The organism is Saccharothrix luteola, assembly GCF_020859565.1.
In the GTDB taxonomy this organism is placed as follows: domain Bacteria; phylum Actinomycetota; class Actinomycetes; order Mycobacteriales; family Pseudonocardiaceae; genus Actinosynnema; species Actinosynnema luteola.
In genome coordinates this window covers 33,421-55,596 of record NZ_JAJHUO010000043.1, presented here as the reverse complement: position 1 = coordinate 55,596, position 22,176 = coordinate 33,421, and the positions used below count along the sequence as shown (strand labels likewise).

Annotated in this window: 15 protein-coding genes; 5 read left to right on the top strand and 10 right to left on the bottom strand. The window is 73.7% G+C overall.

What is annotated here, in order from left to right; translation table 11 throughout:
- Positions 1-5: 5 nt before the first annotated feature.
- From LNK82_RS42020 to LNK82_RS42005, 4 genes are read right to left on the bottom strand one after another with little or no spacing between them, the layout of a single operon-like run.
- Positions 6-3,260: a non-ribosomal peptide synthetase gene (locus LNK82_RS42020; protein WP_230572448.1), complete on the bottom strand. Its 3,255-nt coding sequence runs from the start codon at positions 3,258-3,260 to the stop codon at positions 6-8.
- Positions 3,260-5,641: a lantibiotic dehydratase gene (locus tag LNK82_RS42015; protein ID WP_230572447.1), complete on the bottom strand. Its 2,382-nt coding sequence runs from the start codon at positions 5,639-5,641 to the stop codon at positions 3,260-3,262. Before LNK82_RS42015 ends, LNK82_RS42020 begins: the two co-directional genes overlap by 1 nt.
- Positions 5,638-7,923 (bottom strand): lantibiotic dehydratase, encoded by a 2,286-nt coding sequence (locus tag LNK82_RS42010; RefSeq protein WP_230572446.1) that lies wholly within the window; start codon positions 7,921-7,923, stop codon positions 5,638-5,640. Before LNK82_RS42010 ends, LNK82_RS42015 begins: the two co-directional genes overlap by 4 nt.
- Before the next feature lie 6 nt (positions 7,924-7,929).
- On the bottom strand, positions 7,930-8,160 hold the full coding sequence (locus LNK82_RS42005) for a phosphopantetheine-binding protein (RefSeq protein WP_230572445.1): 231 nt from the start codon (positions 8,158-8,160) through the stop codon (positions 7,930-7,932).
- Between the two features lie 187 nt (positions 8,161-8,347).
- Between LNK82_RS42005 and LNK82_RS47350 the strand changes: the two genes are divergently transcribed.
- The 4 genes from LNK82_RS47350 (at position 8,348) to LNK82_RS41980 (ending at position 12,570) form a co-directional block, all read left to right on the top strand.
- A complete protein-coding gene (locus tag LNK82_RS47350) occupies positions 8,348-10,471 on the top strand; it encodes an AfsR/SARP family transcriptional regulator (protein ID WP_268997990.1) in 2,124 nt (707 codons plus the stop codon).
- An 86-nt stretch (positions 10,472-10,557) separates the two neighbouring features.
- On the top strand, positions 10,558-11,169 hold the full coding sequence (locus LNK82_RS41990; RefSeq protein WP_230572444.1) for an LOG family protein: 612 nt from the start codon (positions 10,558-10,560) through the stop codon (positions 11,167-11,169).
- 64 nt (positions 11,170-11,233) lie between these two features.
- Complete coding sequence (locus tag LNK82_RS41985) at positions 11,234-12,199, top strand: GHMP family kinase ATP-binding protein (protein WP_230572443.1); 966 nt, start codon at positions 11,234-11,236, stop codon at positions 12,197-12,199.
- Positions 12,200-12,351: 152 nt separating this feature from the next.
- Positions 12,352-12,570, top strand: coding sequence for a hypothetical protein (locus LNK82_RS41980; RefSeq protein WP_230572442.1), 219 nt, complete (start codon positions 12,352-12,354; stop codon positions 12,568-12,570).
- 7 nt (positions 12,571-12,577) lie between these two features.
- On the opposite strand, the gene LNK82_RS41975 is transcribed toward LNK82_RS41980, so the two are convergent.
- From LNK82_RS41975 to LNK82_RS41955, 5 genes are all read right to left on the bottom strand, one after another.
- Positions 12,578-15,547 (bottom strand): AfsR/SARP family transcriptional regulator, encoded by a 2,970-nt coding sequence (locus LNK82_RS41975; RefSeq protein ID WP_230572441.1) that lies wholly within the window; start codon positions 15,545-15,547, stop codon positions 12,578-12,580.
- 159 nt (positions 15,548-15,706) lie between these two features.
- On the bottom strand, positions 15,707-16,060 hold the full coding sequence (locus LNK82_RS41970; RefSeq protein WP_230572440.1) for a nuclear transport factor 2 family protein: 354 nt from the start codon (positions 16,058-16,060) through the stop codon (positions 15,707-15,709).
- A 115-nt stretch (positions 16,061-16,175) separates the two neighbouring features.
- Positions 16,176-16,499, bottom strand: a complete 324-nt coding sequence (locus LNK82_RS41965) for a hypothetical protein (RefSeq protein ID WP_230572439.1) — start codon at positions 16,497-16,499, stop codon at positions 16,176-16,178.
- Between the two features lie 143 nt (positions 16,500-16,642).
- Entirely contained in the window at positions 16,643-17,494 is an 852-nt protein-coding gene (locus LNK82_RS41960) for a trypsin-like serine protease (RefSeq protein WP_230572438.1), read from the bottom strand.
- A 158-nt stretch (positions 17,495-17,652) separates the two neighbouring features.
- Entirely contained in the window at positions 17,653-18,771 is a 1,119-nt protein-coding gene (locus LNK82_RS41955; RefSeq protein WP_230572437.1) for a hypothetical protein, read from the bottom strand.
- 243 nt (positions 18,772-19,014) lie between these two features.
- Between LNK82_RS41955 and LNK82_RS41950 the strand changes: the two genes are divergently transcribed.
- Positions 19,015-20,964, top strand: coding sequence for a glycoside hydrolase family 31 protein (locus tag LNK82_RS41950; RefSeq protein ID WP_230572436.1), 1,950 nt, complete (start codon positions 19,015-19,017; stop codon positions 20,962-20,964).
- Between the two features lie 137 nt (positions 20,965-21,101).
- On the opposite strand, the gene LNK82_RS41945 is transcribed toward LNK82_RS41950, so the two are convergent.
- Complete coding sequence (locus tag LNK82_RS41945) at positions 21,102-22,133, bottom strand: LacI family DNA-binding transcriptional regulator (protein WP_230572435.1); 1,032 nt, start codon at positions 22,131-22,133, stop codon at positions 21,102-21,104.
- Positions 22,134-22,176: the final 43 nt, after the last annotated feature.

Here is a 22,176-nt window from a genome sequence, read left to right as displayed (position 1 = left end):
TGCGGTCAGGAGGTCAGGAGTCGTTCCGCGTCGTGGTCGCTCAGCGCGTCCACGTCGGCGAGCACCAGGTCGGTGACCCGCTCGGCCACCGCCGCGACGGTGCGCCGCTCGAACAGCAGGACCGGCGACAGCGCCACGCCGAACGCGCGGCTCATCGCGTTGGTCACCCGGATCGCGAGCAGCGAGTGCCCGCCGAGCGCGAAGAAGTCGTCGGTCGCGCCCACCCGCGGCCGGCCCAGCGCCTCGGCCCACAGCTCGGCCACGGCGAGCTCGGCGGTGTCGCGCGGCTCGACGAACTCCGCCGCCGGCACGTCGGCCTGCTCGGGCACGGGCAGCGCCCGCCGGTCGAGCTTCCCGTTGGGCAGCAACGGGAGGGCGTCCAGCACCACCAGCGCGCCGGGCACCGCGTACCCGGTGAGCCGGTCGGCGGCGAACGCGCGCAGCTCGGCCGTGCCCGGGGCGGCGCCGGGTGCGGGCACCACGTAGCCGACCACGGTCGGACCGGCGGCGGTGGCGCGCACGGCGGCCACGGCGTCGGCGATCCCGGGGTGCTCGCGCAGCACGGCCTCGATCTCGCCCAGCTCGATGCGCACGCCGCGCACCTTCACCTGGTCGTCGGCGCGGCCGAGGAACTCCGCGGACCCGTCCGGTCGCAACCGGCCCACGTCGCCAGTGCGGTAGAGCCGTTCCCCGGGCCGCTCGACGTGCGGCACGAACGACTCGGCGGTGCGCCGCGGGTCGTGCAGGTAGCCCCTGGCCAGCCCGACACCGCCCAGGTACAGCTCGCCGGGCACGCCGACCGGCACCGGCCGCAGGTGCTCGTCCAGGACGTGCACCTCGTTGTTGTCCAGCGGCACGCCCAGCGACACGGCGCCGGCGGCGGCGTCCGGGCCCACGTCGTCGGGGCCGCAGACGTGGAAGGTCGAGTCGATCGACACCTCGGTGGCGCCCCAGGTGTTGTCCAGGCTGATCGACCGGCCCGCCGCGGCCGTGACGTCGAGGAACCGGCGCACCAGGTCCGGTCGCAGCGCCTCGCCGCTGGACAGCACGCTGCGCAGCGACGGCCACCCGGCCAGGTCGGCCGGGGTGACGGCCTCGACGAAGAACTCCAGCATGCTGGGCACGAACTGGACGTGCGCCGCGTCGTGCCGGACGCCGGCGGCCACGATCGCGCGCGGGTCGCGGTGCAGCCCCGGGCCGAGCAACGCCACCACGCCGCCGGTCAGCAGCGGCCAGAACACCTCCACGGCGGCGTCGTCGAAGGTCAGCGTGGTCTTGTGCAGCACCGTCCCGCCGGGCCGCAGGCCGTGCCTGCGCTGCATCCACAGCATCCGGTTGACCCAGCCCTCGTGCGTGCTGGCCACGCGCTTCGGCTCGCCGGTCGACCCGGACGTGCAGTACACCGAGCACAGGTCCAGCGGGTGCACCTCGGGCAGCGCGACGTCCGGGCCGGGGTCGACCAGCTCGTCCGGGGTTGCGGTCGCCACGCCCGCGTGGGGCAGGCCGCGATCGGACAGGCACAGCCGGGCGCGGGCGCCGGTGAGCAGCTTGGCGACCCTGGCGGGCGGCGTGTCGGTCTCCAGGGGCAGGAACGACGCACCGGCCTTGAGCACGCCCAGCAGCGCGGGCACGAGGTCCGCCGTGCGGTCCATGCGCACGCCCACCACGTCGTCCACCCGCACGCCGCGGGCGACCAGCGCCCGCCCGATCACGTCGGACCGGTCGGCCAGCTCCCGGTAGGACAGCCGCTCGCCGTCCGCCGTGACCACGGCCGTCGCGTCGGGGGTGCGGGCGGCTTGGTCGGTGAACAGCTCGTGCAGCGTGCGGGCGGGGAAGGGCACGGCCTCGGGCACGGTGACCGCGCGCAGCCCGGCCACCTCGTCGGACGAGGACAGCGCGGCCTCGTCGATGCGCTGCTCCGGTCGTTCCGCCAGGTCCGCCAGCAAGGTGTCGAGCTGACGGGCCCAGCGCCGCACGGTGTCCGCCCGGTAGAGCGCGGCGTCACCGGTCACGCGGCAGTCGATCCGGCCGTCGGCCCACGTGGTGAAGGCGATCTCGACGTCGTAGCGCGCCGTCTTCCCGGCCACCGGCACCGCGCCGGTCGTCACGCCGGCCAGCTCGGGCAGCCGCACCGCACCGGGCTGGATGTCCACCAGCACGCCGAACAGCGGTGTCCGCGACAGGTCCCGCTCCGGCGCCAGCTCCTCCACGAGCAGGTCGAACGGCACGTGCCGGTGGGCGTAGGCCTCGATCATCCGGCGGCGGACCCGCCCGACCAGCTCGGCGAACGGCGGGTTGCCGGTCAGGTTGTTGCGCAGCACCAACATGGCCAGGAACGGACCGATCAGGTTCTTGCGCACGGCCTGGTCGCGTTCGGCGAGCGAGGTGCCGGTGACCACATCGCCGCGCCCCGACACCCGGTGGCAGAACACCTGGGCGGCGGCCAGCAGGACCGAGAACAGGGTCGCCCGCCGGGAGCGCGCCACCCCGGCGAGCGCCTCGGCGGCCCGCGGGGACAGGGTGAACGAGGCCGTCGTGCCGCGACCCGAGCGGCGGGCGGGCCGCGCCCGGTCCGGTGGCAGCTCGAACGCGGGTGCGTCGGCCAGCTCGGCGCGCCAGAATGCCAGGCCGCGGGCCAGCCGGTCACCGACGGCGAGCTGCTCGTCGGCGGCCAGCGCGACCTCGCGGAACTGGGCGGGCGGTGCGGGCAGCTCCGGGGCGACGCCCGCGCGGTGCGCGTCGTACAGCGCGGCCAGCTCGTCCTGGAACACCGCCGCCGACCAGCCGTCGAACGCGATGTGGTGCACGCTCACGCACAGCACGTGCTCCTCGGCGGCGAGCCGGAACAGCCGGGCCCGGATCGGCAACCCGCCCGCCAGGTCGAACGGGACGCGCAGTTCGGCGTCCACGGCCGGGCCGAGCTCGGCGCCCTCGGGCAGGACGGTCACCGCCAGGTCGAACGCGCCCACCGGCCGGACGACCGCGACCGGCTCGTCGTCCACCGTGACCACGGAGGTGCGCAGGACCTCGTGGCGGGCGGTGATCCCGGTCAGCGCGGCGCGCAGCGCGGGCACGTCCAGCGGTCCGGAGAACCGCAGCACCAGCGGCACCAGCAGCTCCTCGCCGCTGGGGTCGAGCTGGTGGGTGAACCACAGGCGCCGCTGGTTGCGGGGCAGCGCGCCCGCCGCCGGGCCTGTCGCTGCCGGGCCCGTCGCCGTGGGGGCGGCGATCGGGGAGTCGGCGATCACGGGGTCGGCCATCACGGTCCCTCCGTCCGGAATCGGTCGCCGTCGGTGGAGAGCCCGCCGCCGGTCAGGTCGAACGCCGCCAGCCGCAGCTCGGACGTGTAGCGGTGGTCCGCGCCGTCGCGCAGCCACAGCCCGTCGTGCCGGGGCAGCATCTCGGAGACGGTCAGCACCGAGCCCGTCTCCGCCGCCCGCCGGGCGAACTTCGCCAGCAGGTTCACGTAGACCGGGCTGTCGAAGTCGATGTAGACCGGCTTGGCGCCCTTCACCGGCGTGACGAAGACCTGCTCGGGCAGGCCCAGCTCGCGCCGCCACCGCCGGGCCAGCACGAACCTCAGCGCCTCGTCCTTGCACTTGGCGAACGGCACCGACGTGCTCGGCACCCGCCACTTCTCCCGGCTGAGCACCACCTTGTCGACGGTGACGCGCGGCGTGTGCGGGCGGTCGTCGAACAGGCTGAACCGGTCGATCACCGCGTCCATCAGGATCTCGGAGAACGCGTCCAGCACGTCGAACACCTCGCCGGTCGGCAGGCGCAGCGCCAGTCCGCCCGCCACCCGCACCACCGCCACGTCGCGCGCGGCGACCAGGCCGGGCCGGTCGGCGTGCACGGTGTGGTGCGTGGTCTCCAGCAGGAAGTCGCGGTCCCGCACGAACCCGGGGTGCGTGCGGATCGACAGGCGCGGCAGGCTGCCCTTGGGCAGCACCGGCAGCAGCCTCGGCCGGGGGAACTCCTCGTCGGTCCGCGCGAGCAGCGCGGGCAGGTCGGGGTGCTGGCTGACCAGGCAGTTGCTGCGCTGCGCGTTGATCGCCATGTGCGCCTCGCCGAGCACGAGCTCGAACTCGCCGCGGTTGATCGCGTCGCCGTCCCGCGCGGCCACCATGAGGTCCGGGCTGAAGTGCCGGGCGGCCGACCACCCCGGCCCGGTGGCGGCGAACGCCGCGCCCACGGCGGGCAGCAGGTCGGCGAACGTCCGGCGCACCCGCCGTTCGCCCTCGGGCAGCCGCAGCACCTCGGCCCAGCGGCGGCGGAACTCCGCGGCGGTCGCGTCGGCCGCGCGGTTGATCGCCGAGCGCAGCGGCACCAGCGACTTCACCCAGAACGAGGCGAAGTCGACCGGGGCGGCGGTGTCGAACGACCGGTGCACCTCGTCCAGCGCGGGCCGCACGCCCGCGGAGACCTCGGCGCAGAACCAGCGCGCGCTGTCCGCGAGCAGCCGCACCGGTTCCGCCGCGGCCAGCACGGTCGTGCCGATGGTCAGGTCGGCGTCCCGGCGGGAGTCGGCGTAGACCAGCGTCCGACCGCCGTAGGCCTGGCCCGCGTTGCGGGTGGACGGCCCGGAGGTCAGCTCGGTGAACGTGGCGTCCAGGTCGAGCAGGGCGGCGGTGACCTCGTCGGCCGGCGCGTGGACCTTGGCCTGCAACTCCGCCCGCCCGGCGTCCAGCCGGTCCAGCAGCCGTGCGGCGGACTCCCGCAGCGCGTCGTCGGACACGCCCTCGACGAACGCCCGCAGCTCGCGCAGGGGCCACTTGGACACCGGCACGTCCAGCTTCCAGCTCACCCAGCGGCGCTTGGCGAAACCGTCCAGCACCGCGACCACCGAGTCCACAGTGGACGGCTCGGAGAGCAGGGCGGGCAGGTCCCGGACCCGGGTCCGCCCGTCGCACAGGCGCAGCACCGAGGCCTCGGCGGCGCTCACCGCGACCGGCTTGCCGCCGGGCGGCGACACCACGTCCCCGTCCAGCTTGAGGAAGGCGTTGCGCCGCGGGCGCAGCCAGTTCCGCAGGCCGGGCAGCGCCTGCACCACGTCGGCGAGCCGGTCGATCGCCCACGGCTCGAAGTAGACCTCCATGCTCCGGGTCAGACCGGGCCCGGGCAGCAGCCGGGTGGCCGGATCGCCGACCGCCGTCGCCCACAGCACCGGGCCGAAGAACCCGATCGAGTCGTTCTTCACGCAGTAGCGCTGCCAGTAGGACGCGATCAGCTCCTCCCGGGCGCGGTGCTTGGCGTTGCGCGGCTCCGCGTCCGCCCGCCAGCGCAGCAGCGGCGCGAGGGCGCCGTCGATCAGCCGGTGGTTCTGCCAGGCCACGGCGCGGCGGAAGTCGCCGTCGGCGGCCACCCGCTGCAACTCGACCCCGCCGGCGCGGGCGGCGGTGTCGAACGCGGCGCGGTACCCGCTCCACCGCGGGTCGTCCGGCGCGGCGTCGGCCAGGTCGTCGGCGCGGTCGAGCAGCGCGGGTGCCCTCAGTCGCAGCACGCCGTCGGCGGGGAAACCCGCGCCGCGCGCGATCACGTGCGGCGACCAGCGCCAGCCGCCGCCGAGCGTCAGGTGGTCCGGCCGGGCGAGCGGGACGTCGTCCGCGATCGCGCCCGGAGCCGGCAGCACTGTGGTCACGGGGCCTCCTGTCCATCGGGCGCGCCGAGCCGGTCGACCATCGCGAAGCGCAGCTCGGACGTGCAGCGGTCGCCGTTCTGGTCCACCAGCCACAGGTGGTCCAGGTCGGGCAGCAGTTCGGTGAAGCCGAGGAGCTGGTCCGGTGCCGCGCCGCGCAGCATCTTGGCCAGCACGTTCACCAGCACCGGGCTGTCGAAGTCGACGTACACCGGCTTGTCGGTGGAGCCCGCCTTGGCGAACACCCGCGGCGGCAGGCCGGCGGCCTCCCGCCAGGCGCGGGCCGCGACGAACCGGCGCGCCTCGTCCTTCTCGGACGCGAACGGCACCTCGGCCGCCCGGAAGCGCCACGTCTCGCGCTGCACCACGGCGCGGTCCACGACCACCCTCGGCACGTGCGCGTGCCCGGCGAACAGGCTGTGCGCGTTGAGCACCACGTCCATCAGGACCTCGGAGAACACGTCGAGCAGGTCGTGCCGAGTGCCGTCCGGCAGCACCGCGACCAGGCCGTCGTGGTCCTCCTGCACGGTGATCGCGCTGCTGGGCAGCAGCCCCGGTCGGTCGGCGGGGACGGTGTGGTGGTGGAACTCGACCAGCCGGTCGGCGTCGCGGGTGAGCGCGGACTGGGTGCGGGTGGACCGGCGGACCGGGCCGCTGCGCGGTGGGGCGGGCAGCAGCCGCGGCTGCGGGAAGTCCGCGTCGACGTGCCGCAGCAGGTCGGCCGGCTCCGGGTGCTGGGTGACGAAGCAGTTGCTGCGCTGGCTGTTCATCGCCAGGTGGATCTCGCCGACCACCACCTGGAAGTCGCCGCGGCGCACCGCGTCCAGGTCGGTCGCCGAGATCATCAGGTCGGGGGAGAGGTAGCGCGCGGCGCTCCAGCCCGGCCCAGGCACGTCGAACGCGGCGCGCACCGCGGGCAGCAGTTCGGCGTGCGAGCGGCGCACCTCGGTCGCGCCCGGCGGCGGGCGCAGGACGGCCGCCCAACGCGCGGCGTACTCGACGCGGGCCGCGTCCACCGCCGCGGTCACGCCGCGGCGCAGCGGGCCCAGGGCCGCCGCCCACAGGTCCGACAGGGCGCACGGCCCGCCGACGCGGCGGTAGACCTCCAGCAACGTGGCGCGTGCCGCGTCGGCGGCCTGCGCGCACAACCACCGGCAGCCGCGGGCCAGCAGCTCCACCGGCTCGACCGCGGCCATCAGGTCCTGGCCGAACACGGCGTCCACGTCGCGGGCGCAATCCTGGTACATCAGCGTCCGGCCGCCGTAGGCCTGACCGCCGTGACGTCGCCCGTCCGCGCCGGTCAGCTCGTGGAACACCCGGTCGGCCGCGGTCAGCGCCTCGGTCAACGCGGTCGCGTCGGCCGCCCGTGCGACGGCCTCCCGGCACGCCTCCAGCCGGTCGAGCGGAGCCAGGCAGGCGTGGCGCAGCTCTTCGTCGTCCACCCGCGCGAGCACCGCGCGCAGCGCTCGTTCGGGGAACGGCGTCACCGGCAGGTCGATCTTCCAGGTGATCCACCGGCGGCGGGCGAAGTCGGCCAGCACCTCGGCGACCTCGTCACCGCCGAGGTCGCGCGCCCGGGCCACCCCGTCGCAGGCGCGCAGCACTCGTGCCTGCAGGGGGTTCAGGTCGACCGGGGCGCCCATGGGCAGCTCGACCCGATCGCCGACCAGCCGCAGGTAGGGCATCCGCCGGGGCGCGAGCCAGGACCGCAGGCCGGGGGTGGCGCCGACGACCTCCGCCAGCCGGTCGACCGCCCAGCTCTCGAAGAACACGGTGGACCGGCGCACCAGCCGGTCGCCGACGACGACCTCGCTGTGCGGGCGGTCGTCCCACCGGGCCCAGCCGACCGGGCCGAAGAAGCCGATCGAGTCGTTCTTCAGGCAGTAGCGCTGCCAGTACGAGGCGATCAGCTCCTCGCGCTGCCGGTTCTTGGAGTTGCGGGACTCGGTGGCCGGGCGGCGCAGGAACGGTTCGACGGCCAGCGGGAGCAGGCTGTGGTTCTGCCAGGTCACCGCGTGCTGGAACGACGGGGACGCGGCGATGTCGCGCAGCCGTTGCCCCATCGCGGTGGTGGCGGCCTCGAACTGCTCGCGGAACCGCTGCCACGCGGCGGGGTCGTCCCCGGCGGCGGCTTCGTCGGCGTGCTTGCCCAGTTCGGCGTCGGCCAGGTCGAGCACGCCGGAAGCGGCGAACCCGGCCCCGCGCACGATCAGCTCCGGCCACCACCGGAAGCCGTCGGTGACCGGTGGGGCCGGCGGGCGCCGGCCCGTGACGATGGAGGTCATCGGCGCTTACCCGAGGTCCGCGACCGCACCGGCGCAGCTGGCCGGCGTCGGGTACATGAAGATGACCACCGGGTCGAGGTCGAGGCCGACGTCCTCGCCGATCCGCTGGATCGCGTCGATCGCGAGCAGGGAATCACCACCGGCCTCGAAGAAATCGGTGTCCTCGCCGAGCTCGCTGTTCTTCAGCACGTCCCGGAAGACCTCCAGGACGGTTGTGCCGATCGTTTCGACGGACATCCCGCCACCTCCTGCATAGGGTCCCACCTGGCATCTTGATGAGCGGAACGCTAAGAAGGCGGCTTATCGCGGTGCTATCGCGAGGGCAAGGGGGCGACCGTTAAGTCCGCGATAGCGGCGGGATAAAAAGGGCGACGAAGGTCAGTCCGCAAGCAGCTCGGTGAAATCGACCCGGGGGTTCGCAGACATGATTTTCCGGATTCTCGGCCCGCTGGACGCGGCCGGCCTGGCGTTCCCGCCGCGTCAACGGGCGGTGCTGGCCATGCTGCTGTTGCAGGCCAACCGGGTCGTCGCGGTGGACCGGCTGGTGGACGCCGTGTGGGACACCAGGCCGCCGTCCACGGCGCGTGAGCAGATCCAGATCTGCGTCTCCGCGATCCGGCGGGCGCTGCACGGCGCGGGACTGCCGGACGTCGTGGTCCGCCAGACCCCCGGCTACCTGATCCGGTGCGGGGAGGACCAGCTCGACCTGCTGGCGTTCGACGGGTTGGTGGCCCGCGCCCGCCTCGCCGTGGCCGGTGACGATCCCCGGGTTGCCGTCGCGCACTACCGGGAGGCTCTGGCGCTGTGGCGCGGAAGGCCTCTGGACGGCGTGAACGGCCCGCTGGTCGACGCGGCCCGGACCGCGCTCGCCGATCGGCGGATCTCGGTGGTGGAGGAGCACGTCGACGTCCAACTACCGCTCGGCCCGCGGCCGGACCTGATCGGGGAGCTGGCGGAACTGGTGGCCGCCAACCCGTTCCGGGAGCGGCTGCGCGCGCAGATGATGGTGGCGCTGCACGCGGCCGGCCGGCGGGCCGAGGCGCTGGAGGTCTACCAGGACGGCCGCCGGCTGCTGGTCGACGAGCTCGGCCTGGAACCGGGGGAGGAGCTGTCGCGGGTCCAACGGGCGATCCTCGCCGGCTCCAGCCCTACCGCCCACCCCACCCCCGGTCCCACCCTCACTCCCGCCTCCACCGCCGCCGCCCCCGCGCCCGCCTCCACCGCCGCGACTTCCGATCGCAGCTCCCCTTCCCAGTCCCGCTCAAGCCCCCGCGCCGGCTCGGGCTCGGGCTCCCGCTCCAACCTGGGCTCTCGTCGGGACTCCGGCTTCGGCTCCGGCTCGATGCGCGGCCTTGATTCCGACGCTCGCCCCGACCCCGGAGCCGACCCCGGCCCCGATCTCGGTCCCACCGCCGTCACCCGCCGTGCCGTGCCGCACCTGCTGCCGCCGACCAGCCGGGACTTCACCGGCCGCACCGACCTCCTCACCCGAGTCCGCGACCTGCTCGCCCCACCCACCACCGACCCGAGCACCCGCGTGGTGGCCGTCGGTGGTCGGGCGTGGAGTGGCAAGACGACACTCGCGGTGCACGCGGCACACAGGTTGCGCGCGCACTACCCCGACGGCCAGCTGTTCGTCCGGCTCCACGGCGCGGGCGCAGATCCGGTCGACCCGGCCCACGCGCTCGCCCGCTTCCTGCGCGCCCTGGGCGTGCCGGACCCGGCGATCCCCCCGAGCACCGACGAGCGCACCGATCTCTACCGCGACCTGACCGCCGACCGCCGGGTGCTGGTCGTGCTGGACGACGCGGCGGACGAACGGCAGGTCGCACCGCTGCTCCCGGGCAGCCCGACCTGCGCCGTCATCGTCACCAGCAGGCGCGGGCTGACCACGCTCGTCGGCGCCTGGCACGTCACGACCGGCCCGCTGAGCGTCGGAGAAGGCGCACGCCTGGTCACCGCCGTGATCGGCGCGGAACGCGCGGGAGCGCAGCACGACGACGTCCTGCGGTTGGCCGAGGAGTGCCGCGGCGACCCGCTCGCGCTGCGCCTGGCCGGCGCACGCCTGGCGGCCCGTCCGCACTGGCCCGTCGCGACCCAGACCGCCCGGCTCACCGCCGGCGACGGCTGGCGCGAACTGGCCCGGGACGTCGAAGACTCGCTGACCGCGCCGCACACCCGCCTGAGCCCGGTGGCCCGCCGCCTGCTGCGCCGGGTCGGCCTGCTCGGACCCGGACCGGTCGAGTTCCCCGGCGCGCTGTGCGCCCCGCTGCTGGAAACCCACCCCGACGAGGCCGACGACGCGCTCGCCGAACTGGTCGACGCCGGCCTGCTCGAGCTGGAACGCGCCCCCGACGGCGGCCTGACCTGCCACGTCGGCGGCCTGGTCGTGGCGTTCGCGCGGCAACGCGAGGCCGAGCACGCCCGGCCGCGGCGGGTGCACGCACCCCGCCCCAAGCCGGACCGGACGACGGGCGTGGTGCTCGCCCTTCCCTCCGCGCGCGCCTCCGAGCCGCGCGAACTGCGCACCGCGACCTCGGGCCGGTGACCGCCGTGCCCGGCGATAGGACATCGATGGCGGCGACGTCTTGGCTTCGGCGGGACGGCAGCCCACAGGAGAGGACGGTGGTGGCGATGCCGGATCGAGCCGGTGTTGCGGTCCTGACGGCCGAGGTGCTGGACCTGTCCCTGCGCCCACCGGTGCGCCGGGTCGGGGTGCTCTGCGGCACGGGGGAGGGCGCGGGCGGGCAGTACCTCGCCTTCGCCGCCGAGCTGGGCGCGCGGTTCGGCGGCGTCGGGCTGGGTGTGGTGTGCGGCGGCGCCCCGGTCGGCGTGCTCGGCCGGTTGGTGAGCACCGCGCACGCCGCGGGCAGCCCGGTGAACAACGTGGTGCCGCTGTCCCAGTTGCGCGGCGGCGTGCCGAAGGTGGGCGGCACGGTGCTGCAGGCCGTGCGCACCGCGGACGAGCGGATCAAGCTGGTGCACCGGCTCGCCGACGGCTTCGTCGTGCTGCCGGGCGGCGTGGACGTCCTGCGCGAGCTCGCCGAGCTGATGGCGCTGGAACAGGCGGGCGGCCTGGCCCGGCCGATCGTGCTGGTCAACCGGCGTGGGTTCTTCGACCCGCTGGTGGCGCTGCTGGCGCACGCGGAGGCGGACGACTTCGCCACCAGGGCCCAGGTGAGGATGCTCGACGTGGCCGACACCGCCGACGACGTGCTGCGCCTGCTCGGCAGGCCCACGCCGTGACCGACTTCGACGGGGCACGACCGACCGACATGACGACGAACCGAGCACAGGGTGGTGATGGGTCGTGACCGAGGGGATGACGGCGACGCGGAGGGGCACGTCGGTCGAGGTGCGGCACGGCACCGGGGTGTCCTTCGGCACCTTCGGCGAGCTGTTGCAGGGCGCGCTGCCGGGGTCGGGTGAGGACTTCCTGGTGACCCTGCCGATCGCCCGCTGGTCCACCGCGCGCATCACGCTGTTCCCGGGCTCGTCCGAGCTGCGCGTGTCGCCCGAGCACAAGCGGAAGTCCGCCTTCGTCGCGCGGTCGGCCCTGGACCGGTTCGGCGCGGCCGGGTTCGGCGGCACGCTGGAGATCACCAGCGACCTGCCCGAGGGCAAGGGCATGGCCAGTTCCTCCGCGGACCTCGTCGCCACCGTGCGGGCGGTCGGCGACGCGCTGGGACGCGTCGTGGGGCCGCGGGAGACCGAACTGCTGCTGCGCGGCGTCGAGCCGACCGACGGCCTGATGCACCCCGGCATCGTCGCGTTCCACCACCGCCGGGTGGCGCTGTGCCGGGCGCTGGGGGCGCCGCCGCCGCTGACCGTGATCGGCGTGGACGAAGGCGGCCAGGTGGACACCGTGGACTTCAACACGACCCGCCCGCCCATCACCGCGGCCGAGCGCCGCGAGTACGGCGTGCTGCTCGACGACGTCGGCTCGGCACTGGCGCGGGGCGACTTGGCGGCGGTCGGCCGGGTGGCCACCCGCAGCGCCGAGCTGAACCAGCGCCGCTGCCACAAGCGCCTGCTCGACCCGTTGATCGCGATCAGCCGGGACGCGGACGCCCTCGGCGTGGCCGTCGCGCACAGCGGGACGATGGTCGGCGTGCTGGTGTCGCGCACCGACCCGGACCACGACGCGAAAGTCGACGATATTCGCGCGGCCTGCCGGGAACTGGGCGCCCCGATATCGGTGGACCACACCACGGGAACGGTGCCTGCCACGCCCCACAACACATTCGCCAAGAAGGTGGCAACGACGGCCGCCTAGCCGAAGATGCAGGTCGAAGTGGGTCTGAGCGGCTTCTGGGTGATCTCTATTCAGCCGCGATAATGCCTCCATCGCGGCACGATAAGGCCGCGATGGTGAGCATTCCTAACGTCGGTTCCAGCAGCAGGAACCGACCAGGAAGAGGCCCCGGAATGAACATCACCAAGACCCTCGCCACCGCCACCGCGATCGCCGCGATCGTCCTCTTCCCGGTCCTCGGCGCCACCGCCGCCCACGCCGACGACACGCCCTGGGGCCCGACGACGGCGACCGCCTCCGACGACACCCCGTGGGGCCCGACCTCCGATGACACCCCGTGGGGCCCGACGTCCGACGACACGCCGTGGGGCCCGACCCAGACCGCGGTGTGATCGGAGTTCAGCCCGCCCCGAGCGCCGCCAACGCCTGAGCGGCACGCTCCCGGGACGCGGTCATGTTCCGCTCGGCGAACACCGCGATCGCCCGGTCCAGCAGGTCGGCGGCCTGCACCCGGTCACCCCGGCCGGCCAGCACCAGCGCCAGCTCCGTGGACGTCTCCGCCGCGCCGGCGTGGTCCATCGCCCGCTCGTGCACCTCCAGCGCCCGGCGCAGCAGCTCCTCGGCCCCCGCGCCGTCACCCAGCGCCAGCTTCACCTCCGACAGCAGGCGGAGCACCCGCACCTCGCCCACGATGTCGTGCAGCTCCCGGACACCGTCCAGCAGCTCGGTCAACGCCGCCTCGGCCTCCCGGTGCTCCCCGCGCCGCACCATCAAGTCGCACAGCCGGTAGCGGACCTGAACCTCGACCCGCCGGTTGCCGACCTCCCGGCAGATGCCCAGCGCCTCGCGCAGCCGACCTCCCGCCGACTCCTCCGCGCCGTTGCGCACGTCGATCTGCGCCAGCTGCGCCAGCACGTACGCCTGCCCCACCGGGTCGCCCGCCCGGCGGAACCCGTCCAGGGCGGCCAGGTACTCCGGCTCGGCCCGTTCGGCGTCGCCGCGCCGGTGGTGCGCCAGCGCCAGGTTGCGCCGCACCATCGCCACACCCAGGACCTCGTCCAGCTCCTCGAACAGCGCCAGCGCCGGGTCGAGCAGGTCGGCCACCTCGTCGCCGCCGCGCGACCAGCTCAGCCGCAGCGACGCGAGCGAGCACAGCAACGCCGCCTCGCCCCGCCGGTCACCGGCCGCGCGCACCACCGCCAGCGCCCGCTCGTGCGTGCGCTCCCAGTCGTCGAAGTAGCAGCGCGCCTCGAACAACGTCACCAACGTGACCGCGAGGTCCCAGCACATCTCGACCAGGTCGCCGCCCGCGGCCAGCTCGACCGCCGAGCACAGGTTGCGGTGCTCCGCCTCCAACCACGCCACCGGGTCGGCCAGCAACCGGTCCACTGAGGACCGCGGCAGCCGACGGCGCGGCGCACCGCCGTGCAGCACGGTGAAGTCACCGCCGTAGATGCGCGCGTGCGCCTCCTCGGCCAGCGCGAGCCAACCGCCCGACACCCGTTCCAACGCGTCCTGGGGCGCGTCCTCCGCGGCGTGCCGCTCCAACTGCTCACGGGCGTAGAGCCGGATCAGGTCGTGGAACTTGTAGCGCGGGCTGCCGTCGAGGTCGATGGCCACGATCTCCAGCATCTGCGCGTCGACCAGCAGCTCCAACAGGTCCGCCGCCCGGTACAGGTCCGCGTCCAGCAGCGCCGCGGCCACCCACGTGGGGAAGCTCAGGCCGTCGAGCAGGCCCAGCAGGCGCAGCAACCGCCGCGCGTCCGGGCCGAGGCCGTCGTAGGTGAGCGCGAGGCTCGCCCGCACCACCATCTCGCCGTGCGCCAGCTCGTCGAGCCGGCGGCGTTCGTCGGACAACCGCTCCAGCATCCACGCCAACGACCACTGGCGGCGGGCGGCCAGCCGCGCTGCCACGATCCGCAGCGCCAGCGGCAAGCCGCCGACCAGTCGGATCAGCGCGTTCGCCGCGGCGGGCTCGGCGTCCACCCGCTCCGGGCCGATCACCGTGGCCAGCATGTCCATCGCCTCGTCGTGGTCGAGCACGTCGACCTCGAGCACCCGCGCGCCGGGCAGACCGGTCAGCCTGGCCCGGCTGGTCACGATCATCGCGCACGTGCCGCTGCCCGGCAGCAACGCCTGCACGTGGCCCTCGGCCGCCGCGTCGTCCAGCACGATCAACACCCGCTTGCGGGCCACGAGCTGGCGGTACATCTCCGCCCGCTCGTCCGCGGCGTCCGGGATCGAGGACCCCGGGATGCCCAACGCGCGCAGGAACCGCCCCAGCACGTCGGCCGCCGTGGCGGGCGCGGCCCGCGTTCCCGCGAGGTCGCAGTACAACTGACCGTCGGGGAAGTGCTCGTCCACCAGGCGGTGCGCGATGTGCACGGCCAACGCGCTCTTGCCCACGCCCGGCTTGCCCACCAGCGCCAGCACGCGCGTGGCGCGTTGCGGGCCGGTCAGCAGCTCCTCGGCGCGCGCGATCAGCCGGGCGCGACCGGTGAAGTCGCCCATGTCCGCCGGTAGTTGGAAGGGAGCGGTGGCCTCCGGCACGCGTTGCGGCGGCGCCTCGGGTTCGGGCGTCGCGACCAGCAGCCCGGGGTCGCCGGCGAGGATGGCGCCCTCCAGCCGGCGCAGCTCGTCGCCCGGTTCCAGGCCGAGCTCGTCCACCAGCAGGTCGCGCGCGACCCGGTACACCTCCAACGCCTCGGCCTGCCGCCCGGACCGGTGCAGCGCGAGCATGAGCTGGCCGCGCAGGCGTTCCCGCAGCGGGTGCTGCGCGACCAGGGCGCTGATCTCGCCGACCAGGTGGTGGTGGCGGCCCGCGGCCAGCTCCAGGTCCAGCGACATCTCCAAGGCGGCGAGCCGGTCCTCGTCCAGCTTGGCCGCGCGGGCGTTGAGGGCACGGCTGGTGGTGCCGCCCAACGCGGGCCCGCGCCACAGCCCGAGGGCCTGGCGCAACAACGTCGACGCCGCCACCCGGTCACCGACCCGGATCGCCTCCTCGGCGTCGGCGGTCAACCGGGTGAACAGGTGCAGGTCCAGCTCGCCTTCGGCGACCCTCAGCGAGTAACCGGGCGGCTTGGTGGCGATGGCCTCGCCGCGCCCGGCCCGGACCAGGGTGCCGCGCAGCGCCGACACGCAGATCTGCACCTGCGTGCGCGCGGTCGCGGGCGGCGCGTCGTTCCAGATCGCGTCGACCAGCGTGTCGACGCCGACGACCCGGTTGGCCTCCAGCAGCAGGATGGCGAGCACCACCTGCTGCCGCCCCGGCGGGATCTTCACGTCGCCGTCGGCACCGCCGGAGACGTGCAGGGGCCCGAGCACGCGGTAGACCAAACCGGTTTCCGGTAATCGCGCTGGCAAACCCACTGCTGCTCCCCAAGTCGACCGCGTGATCACGGTAACTCGGGGTGAGCACCGGTGTCACCGTCGTGCTCGAAGCTACCCGGCCCGCTCGTCCGACAGGACCAACGGGCCTTCGGCAGTCGGTCCCACCGGCGGCGACGCGCCGCCACCACCACCGACCCGCTACCCGGGCGCGACGAAGAAGTAGGTCTTCTGGAACCGCAACAAGCCGTGCTCGGACAACGCGAAGACGTCCGCGAAGCCCACCTCCCGCCCCGTCACCCGGTGCGTCAGCCGCCCGGTCACGGTGACCCGGTCGTCGACGCCGAAGACCTCCTCCACCACGTGCTTGCCGACGCTGAGCCCCGCGTGCCCGGACTCGACGTGCGCGCGCACCACCCGCTCACCGGGCCGGACGATCCGCGCGTCGGCCGCGAACAACGAGCCGTACCCGTCGAGGTCGCCCTGGTCGAGGTAGAGGTAGCTGAGCCGGACGTGGTCGATCCCCATCGCCGTGACCCCGGCATCCGCGCTCATCGGCGACCCCCTCTCTGGTTGTGCCATCAGGACCAACCTGCCCGCCGCCGCTTACCCCGCCCTATTGCCCGGCTATCGGTCACATCCCTGATCCGACCTCCGGGCCGGGTCGACGTCAGCCCTCCTCCTCGCCTGCCGGTTCCTTGTCGGTCGTGCCGACCGCCCCGACCAGGGAGTCCGTGTCCAGCCACAGGTAGAGAGGCTTCTCCTGGCGCAAGGTGTCGACCACTTCGGGGAACCTGCTGAGCGGGAAGTGGATCTCCGGCCCGTACGCCAGCAGCACGTTCGGCGGCGGAGGGGTGCCGTCCTTGAAGAAGAGGATTCTCCCGATCAGGTCGACGGTGCCCGTGATGAAGCAGGCGATGTCGGCCTCGTACTGGGAGTTGTTGCTGGAGTGGACGATCGAGTAGGAATCGAAGGGTTTCTTGATGATCGCCATGCTGGCCTCCGGCGTCGCGAAACCGCGCAATCGCGAGATGGGGTGGCCAGGTTACGCCGATTGCGCGCACGCGAGGATCCACCAGTCGTGGGCGGATCGCACGATGTCCCGCCCACGAGTGGTGGAGCCGCGTCTTTCGGGTGTTACGAGAGGGCGACGAAGGGCGCGAGGAAGGAACGGGCGGAAGGCGTGTCGAGGCGGTACGTGACGTTGGTGGCGTAGCACGGGGCGTCGCCCGTGATCGTGGTCGCCACCAGGACGCGCTTGCCGTCGATGGTGGCGAAGTTCGGACCGCCGGAGTCGCCGTAGCACGCGCCGCCGTTGCCCTGCGCCTCGATCATCGACAGCCGCAGCCAGGTGTTGTTGAGCGCGTTGAAGCCGAGCGGGGCCTTCATCCGCACGCCGCCGCCGGGGTGGGTGTGGCCGCCGGGGCCGTTCTGGGCTTCTTCCGTGCCGTAGCCGACGACGGTGTACTCGGCGGCGTCGAGCGCCCTCGGGCCCATCGCGTCGAGCTTGCCCGCGGTCGGCAGGGTGGCGGGCTTGAAGTTCCAGCGCGCCGCCACCTGCCTGGCGGGCAGTTCGACCACCGCGATGTCGTGCGAATCGGCGGAGTTGCCCGGGTAGGCCGGGTCGCCGTGGGCCACGCCCTGCACACCGACCGACGCCGCCTTCTGCGCCGGGGTGCCCGTCGCGGCGTCGAGCGCGGACTGCACGTCCTGGAGCAGCGAGACGTAGAACTTGACGTTCGACGGCCAACCGTCGACGCAGTGGGCCGCGGTGAGGAACGTGTCGGCGTCGACCATCGTGCCGCTGCACACCCAGTCGACGCGGTCCGGCGTGGCGGGGTTGTCGTCGTTGTCCCAGGTCGCGACCAGGGCGCCGACCTCGGTGCGCTCCGGGGCGGGTACGGCGTTGTAGGTGTTGATCGCGGAAGCGGGCCAGGCGGTCACGGCGGCCAGGGCGACGACTGCCGCGGCCACGGTTGCTGTGCGCATGTGCACTCCTTGCTGCGAGCGGCGTAGTGCCGGAATTCAACCCCTTTCACTGCCCGGATGACACCGAACCGCAGTGGTTCACAGATGCCAGGGAACCAGCGCGCCTGGCCTGCGGGTCCGTTGGGCCCTGGCAGGTCAACCGCTCCGGCGGCGACAGGTCAGCCGGTCACGGTCCACCTCACGGCCTTGAGCGTCGCGTCGGCGGTCGTGCTCTCGCCGACGATCGTGCCGCGCTCGTTCAAGGCCACCGGCAGGCTGCGCGTGCCGCCGAGCGAGCCGAGGTAGACGACCTTCCCGTCCCGCCACAGGAACCCGCGGGGTGAGCCGGCGCTGCCCGTCCAGCCGATCACGTCACCCCGGTCGTTGACCGCGACCGCCTCGGACCGACCGGGCACGTTCAGCGTCACGGACCCGCCGCCGGCCCGCCACAGCGTCGCCCGCCGCGTGCCGCTCGCGTCCGTGGTCCACCCGACGACGTCACCGCGCTCGTTGATCGCCTGCGGGCTGTTCGCCACCCCGCCGGAGGTCGACAGCACGGTCACCTGGTCGCCCGCCCAGCGCAACGCCTTGGTGTCCCGGTTGCCGACGACCACCCCGGCTTCGTTGATCGCCTCCACCGAGTAGGTGCTCGACCCCGGCACGGTCGGCAACGGCCTGCACGTCGTGGCGTCCGGGCAGAGGAACGCGTGGAGGTCGGTGCCGAACATGGGCGCCTTGGAGCCCGCGACCACGCCGGCGTCGTTGACCGCGCTCGCCCACAGGTGCGGCCCGGTCACGGGCAACGACGTGTGCTTGCCGTCCCGCCACACGACCGCCTTCTCCTGGTGGTACCCCGACGGCGAGGTGGAGTACGTCATCGGCACCACGCCCGTGTTGCCGATCGCCGATGCGATCACCACGCCGGCGCCGCTGGGCGTGAGGTCGGTGACCGTGCCGTCCTGCCAGATCCGGGCCCGCTGGACGAAGGGGCCGGTGAGGCTGACACCTTCCTCGATGAGCACCTGGCCGACCTGGTTGAGCCCGGACGGTCTGCCGAGCCCGAGGTCGGTGGCCGCGGCGCCGCTCGCGGTCCACCGCACGGCACGCGGTTTGCCGTTGCCCTCCGCGACGCCGACGACCTGCCCGAGGTCGTTGACGGCGATCGCGCGGTGGGTGGGGTGGCCGGGCAGGCCGGGCAGTTCGGTGATGGTGGCGCTCGCCTGCGCGGTGGGCGCGGCCACCAGGGGCAGGACGACGGCGAGGGCGAGGACTCCTGCGGTCGTGCGTGACTTGGGCATGGTCGCTCCATTGCGAGATGTCCGCTGAATCGATCCAAACGGTAGTCGCGGGCGCACGGAGCCGGCGTCGTCCGGACAGCGGAATCCGCCGTCTCGAACGCGATGCCGTGCTGAGGACCCCCTTGCCGACCCCAGTGCGGTCTCGTAGCCTGCCGACTGTCGAAGCGCTTCGACACACACCGGCCGCATCCGACGGCAGGAAGCCGCCACCACGGCGCATTCTTCGGAAGGGAACGACGTCTCATGGCGGAGGCCTTGGAGTGGAGCACGTCCGACGTGGTCGTGCGGGTGGAGCCGTGGGGTGTCGACAGCCTGCGGGTGCGGGTGGCGCGTGACAGCCTGCGCGACGACCTGCCCGGCGCGCTGCTCACCCCGAAGCCGCAGGCGAGCGCCCCGGTCGTCGGGGAGCGCCGCATCGTCAACGGCGCGATCACCGCCGAGCTGGACGACCGGGGGCACCTCCGGTTCCTCTCCTCCGCCGACGGCGCCGAGCTGCTGGCCGAGGCGCCGCCCTACATCTGGTGGCCCGGCCCGCGTCACTTCACGTCCGAAGGGCTGGAGCAGCGTTTCCGGGGCTACCCGGGCGAGCGGTTCTACGGCCTGGGCCAGCACGGGCACGGCAGGCTCGACCAGAAGGGCTGCGTGATCGACCTCGTGCAGCGCAACGGCGAGGTCACCATCCCGTTCCTGGTGTCCAGCCGCGGTTACGGCCTGCTGTGGCACAACCCGGCGATCGGGCGGGTCGAGCTCGGCATGGACGTGACCCGCTGGGTGGCGCGGGACTCGCGGCAGATCGACTACTGGATCACCGCGGGCGACCGACCCGCCGACATCCTCGCCCGCTACGCCGAGGCCACCGGGCACACGCCGATGATGCCGGAGTGGGCGGCCGGCTTCTGGCAGAGCAAGCTGCGCTACAAGACGCAGGACGAGCTGCTGGCCGTCGCACGCGAGCACCACGGACGCGGGCTGCCGCTGAGCGTCATCGTCGCCGACTTCTTCCACTGGCCCACCATGGGTTCGTGGAGGTTCGACCCGACCTCGTGGCCGGACCCGCGGGCGATGGTGCGGGAGCTGGAGGAGATGGGCGTGCGCCTGATGGTCTCCGTCTGGCCGACCATCGGCGCGGCCAGCGAGAACTACGAGCCCATGCGGCGCGCGGGTCTGCTCGTCGGCCGGGCGGGCGGCGGGCTCACGCGGCAGCACTGGCCCGACGCGTCCGGGTACCCGGAACTGGCCTACGTCGACTCGACCAACCCCGCCGCCCGCCGGTACCTGTGGGACCAGGTCAGGCGCAACTACCTCGACCACGGCGTCAAGGTGTGGTGGCTGGACGCCTGCGAGCCCGACCTCGCGTCCGGTCTCGCCGAGGAGGCGGTCTACCACGCCGGTCCCGGACGCGCCGTGACCAACCTCTACCCCCTCCTGCACGCCCAAGGCTTCCACGACGGGATGCGCGAGGCGGGCGAGGACGAGGTCGTGCTGCTGATCCGGTCGGCGTGGGCGGGCAGCCAGCGGTACGGCGCGGCCGTGTGGTCCGGCGACGTCGCCAGCACGTTCGACTCGCTCGCCGTGCAGGTCCGGGCCGGGCTGAACATGGCGATGAGCGGCATCCCGTGGTGGAACAGCGACATCGGCGGCTTCCTCGGCGGCGACCCGGAGGACGAGGAGTTCCGCGAGCTGGTGATCCGCTGGTTCCAGTACGCGGTGTTCACCCCGTTGTTGCGCCTGCACGGCGACCGCGCGCCCAACCAGCCCTTCACCGCCGAGATGACCGGAGGACCCAACGAGCTGTGGTCGTTCGGGGAAGCCGCCTACCCGATCCTGTGCGACCAGCTCCACCTGCGCGAGCGGCTCAAGCCGTACCTCCTGGACCAGATGCGCGTCGCGCACGAGACCGGGCTGCCCCCGATGCGACCGCTGTTCGTCGACTTCCCCGACGACGAGCGGGCGTGGCAGGTCGAGGACCAGTTCATGTTCGGCCCCGACCTGCTGGTCGCACCCGTCACCGAGTACCGCGCACGTTCCAGGACGGTGTACCTGCCCGCCGGAACGGACTGGACCGACGCGTGGACCGGAGCACCGGCCACCGGCGGGACCACTGTGGACACCAGTGCACCTCTCGACCGCATCCCGGTCTTCGTCCGACAAGGCGCCTCGCCCGTCCCCGGGCCACACCTGACCGCACGGTGAGGTCGGGTCGGCCGGCGGGGGGCACTCGACCAGGAGGTGGGCCGCCCGTCGGGTGGTAGGTGTCGGTGGCCGTCGCCGTCACGGTGAGGGCTTGTCGGAACCACGAGCGCTCAACGCTGTTACGCGTCCGTGTCCGATCACGGCGCCGGCGGGATCTCGCCCGAACCGCGCTGGACGAGGGTGGCCGGGATGACGGCGTGCGTGGGCGGGGACTGGTCGCCGTCGATGCGGGTGAAGATGAGTTCGGCGGCTCTGCGGCCGAGGGCGGGGACGTCCTGGCGCAGGACGGTGACGGCGGGTTCGAGCATGTCGGCGAGGGGGAAGTCGTCGAAGCCGATGAGCGCGATCCGGTGGTGCAGGTCGCGGGCGCGCAGGGTGCGCATCGCGCCGACGGTGACGAGGTTCTGCGCGGTGAACAGCGCGGTCGGCGGTTCGTCCAGGTCGAGCAGGGCGGCGGTGGCGGTCTCGGCGGCGTCGGGGCCGTGCAGGTCGGTGCGGATGAGCTGTTTGCGCAGGGTGAGACCGGTGTGGGCGAGTCCTTCCAGGTAGCCGGTGTAGCGCTCCTGGCTCGTCCAGAGCGTCTGCCGGTCGCCGAGGAAGGCGATGCGCCGGTGGCCGCGTTCGGCTAGGTGGAGGACGGCCTCGCGGGAGCTGTCGCGGTTGGTGGTGGTGACGCTGTCGGTGCCGTCGAAGGTCGGTGGGCGGTCGACCAGGACCATGGGTGTGCCGCGTTCGCGTTCCTGCTGGAGCGCGTCCTGGTGGCCGCCGGCGGCCATCGCGACGATGCCGTCGACGCGGCGGGTGGCCAGGGACGTGAGCAGTTCGCGTTGCAGGGCCGGGTCGTCCTCGTTGCTGCCGGCCAGCACGAGCACGTCGTTCTGCCGGGCGCGGTCCTCGACGGCGCGCAGCAGGGCGGCGTCGAAAGGGTTGGACAGGTCCTCGAAGAGCACGCCGATGGTGGCGCTGCGCTTGTCGGAGCGGCGCAGGCTGCTGGCGGTGAGGTTGGGGCGGTAGCCGAGGGTGCGGGCGGCGGCGCGGACGCGTTCGACGACGTCGGGACCGGCGCCGGGCAGGTCGTTGATGACCCGCGACACCGTCTTCGTGCTGACCTGGGCGAGTGCGGCGACGTCCTTCATGGTCGGCTCGCGCCGTGCACCCCGTGCGTCCATGGTCCTCTGCTCCATCCTGGGTAACGCTTGTGTAACGGCAGCT

What these genes read in the sequence shown, in the direction of transcription:
- LNK82_RS42005 (WP_230572445.1), bottom strand. Translation starts at nt 8,160, where the DNA reads ATGTCCGTCGAAACGATCGGCACAACCGTCCTGGAGGTCTTCCGGGAC.
- LNK82_RS42010 (WP_230572446.1), bottom strand. Translation starts at nt 7,923, where the DNA reads ATGACCTCCATCGTCACGGGCCGGCGCCCGCCGGCCCCACCGGTCACC.
- LNK82_RS42020 (WP_230572448.1), bottom strand. Translation starts at nt 3,260, where the DNA reads ATGGCCGACCCCGTGATCGCCGACTCCCCGATCGCCGCCCCCACGGCG.
- LNK82_RS41955 (WP_230572437.1), bottom strand. Translation starts at nt 18,771, where the DNA reads ATGCCCAAGTCACGCACGACCGCAGGAGTCCTCGCCCTCGCCGTCGTC.
- LNK82_RS47350 (WP_268997990.1), top strand. Translation starts at nt 8,348, where the DNA reads ATGATTTTCCGGATTCTCGGCCCGCTGGACGCGGCCGGCCTGGCGTTC.
- LNK82_RS41950 (WP_230572436.1), top strand. Translation starts at nt 19,015, where the DNA reads ATGGCGGAGGCCTTGGAGTGGAGCACGTCCGACGTGGTCGTGCGGGTG.
- LNK82_RS41990 (WP_230572444.1), top strand. Translation starts at nt 10,558, where the DNA reads ATGCCGGATCGAGCCGGTGTTGCGGTCCTGACGGCCGAGGTGCTGGAC.
- LNK82_RS41945 (WP_230572435.1), bottom strand. Translation starts at nt 22,133, where the DNA reads ATGGACGCACGGGGTGCACGGCGCGAGCCGACCATGAAGGACGTCGCC.
- LNK82_RS41965 (WP_230572439.1), bottom strand. Translation starts at nt 16,499, where the DNA reads ATGGCGATCATCAAGAAACCCTTCGATTCCTACTCGATCGTCCACTCC.
- LNK82_RS41970 (WP_230572440.1), bottom strand. Translation starts at nt 16,060, where the DNA reads ATGAGCGCGGATGCCGGGGTCACGGCGATGGGGATCGACCACGTCCGG.
- LNK82_RS41960 (WP_230572438.1), bottom strand. Translation starts at nt 17,494, where the DNA reads ATGCGCACAGCAACCGTGGCCGCGGCAGTCGTCGCCCTGGCCGCCGTG.
- LNK82_RS41980 (WP_230572442.1), top strand. Translation starts at nt 12,352, where the DNA reads ATGAACATCACCAAGACCCTCGCCACCGCCACCGCGATCGCCGCGATC.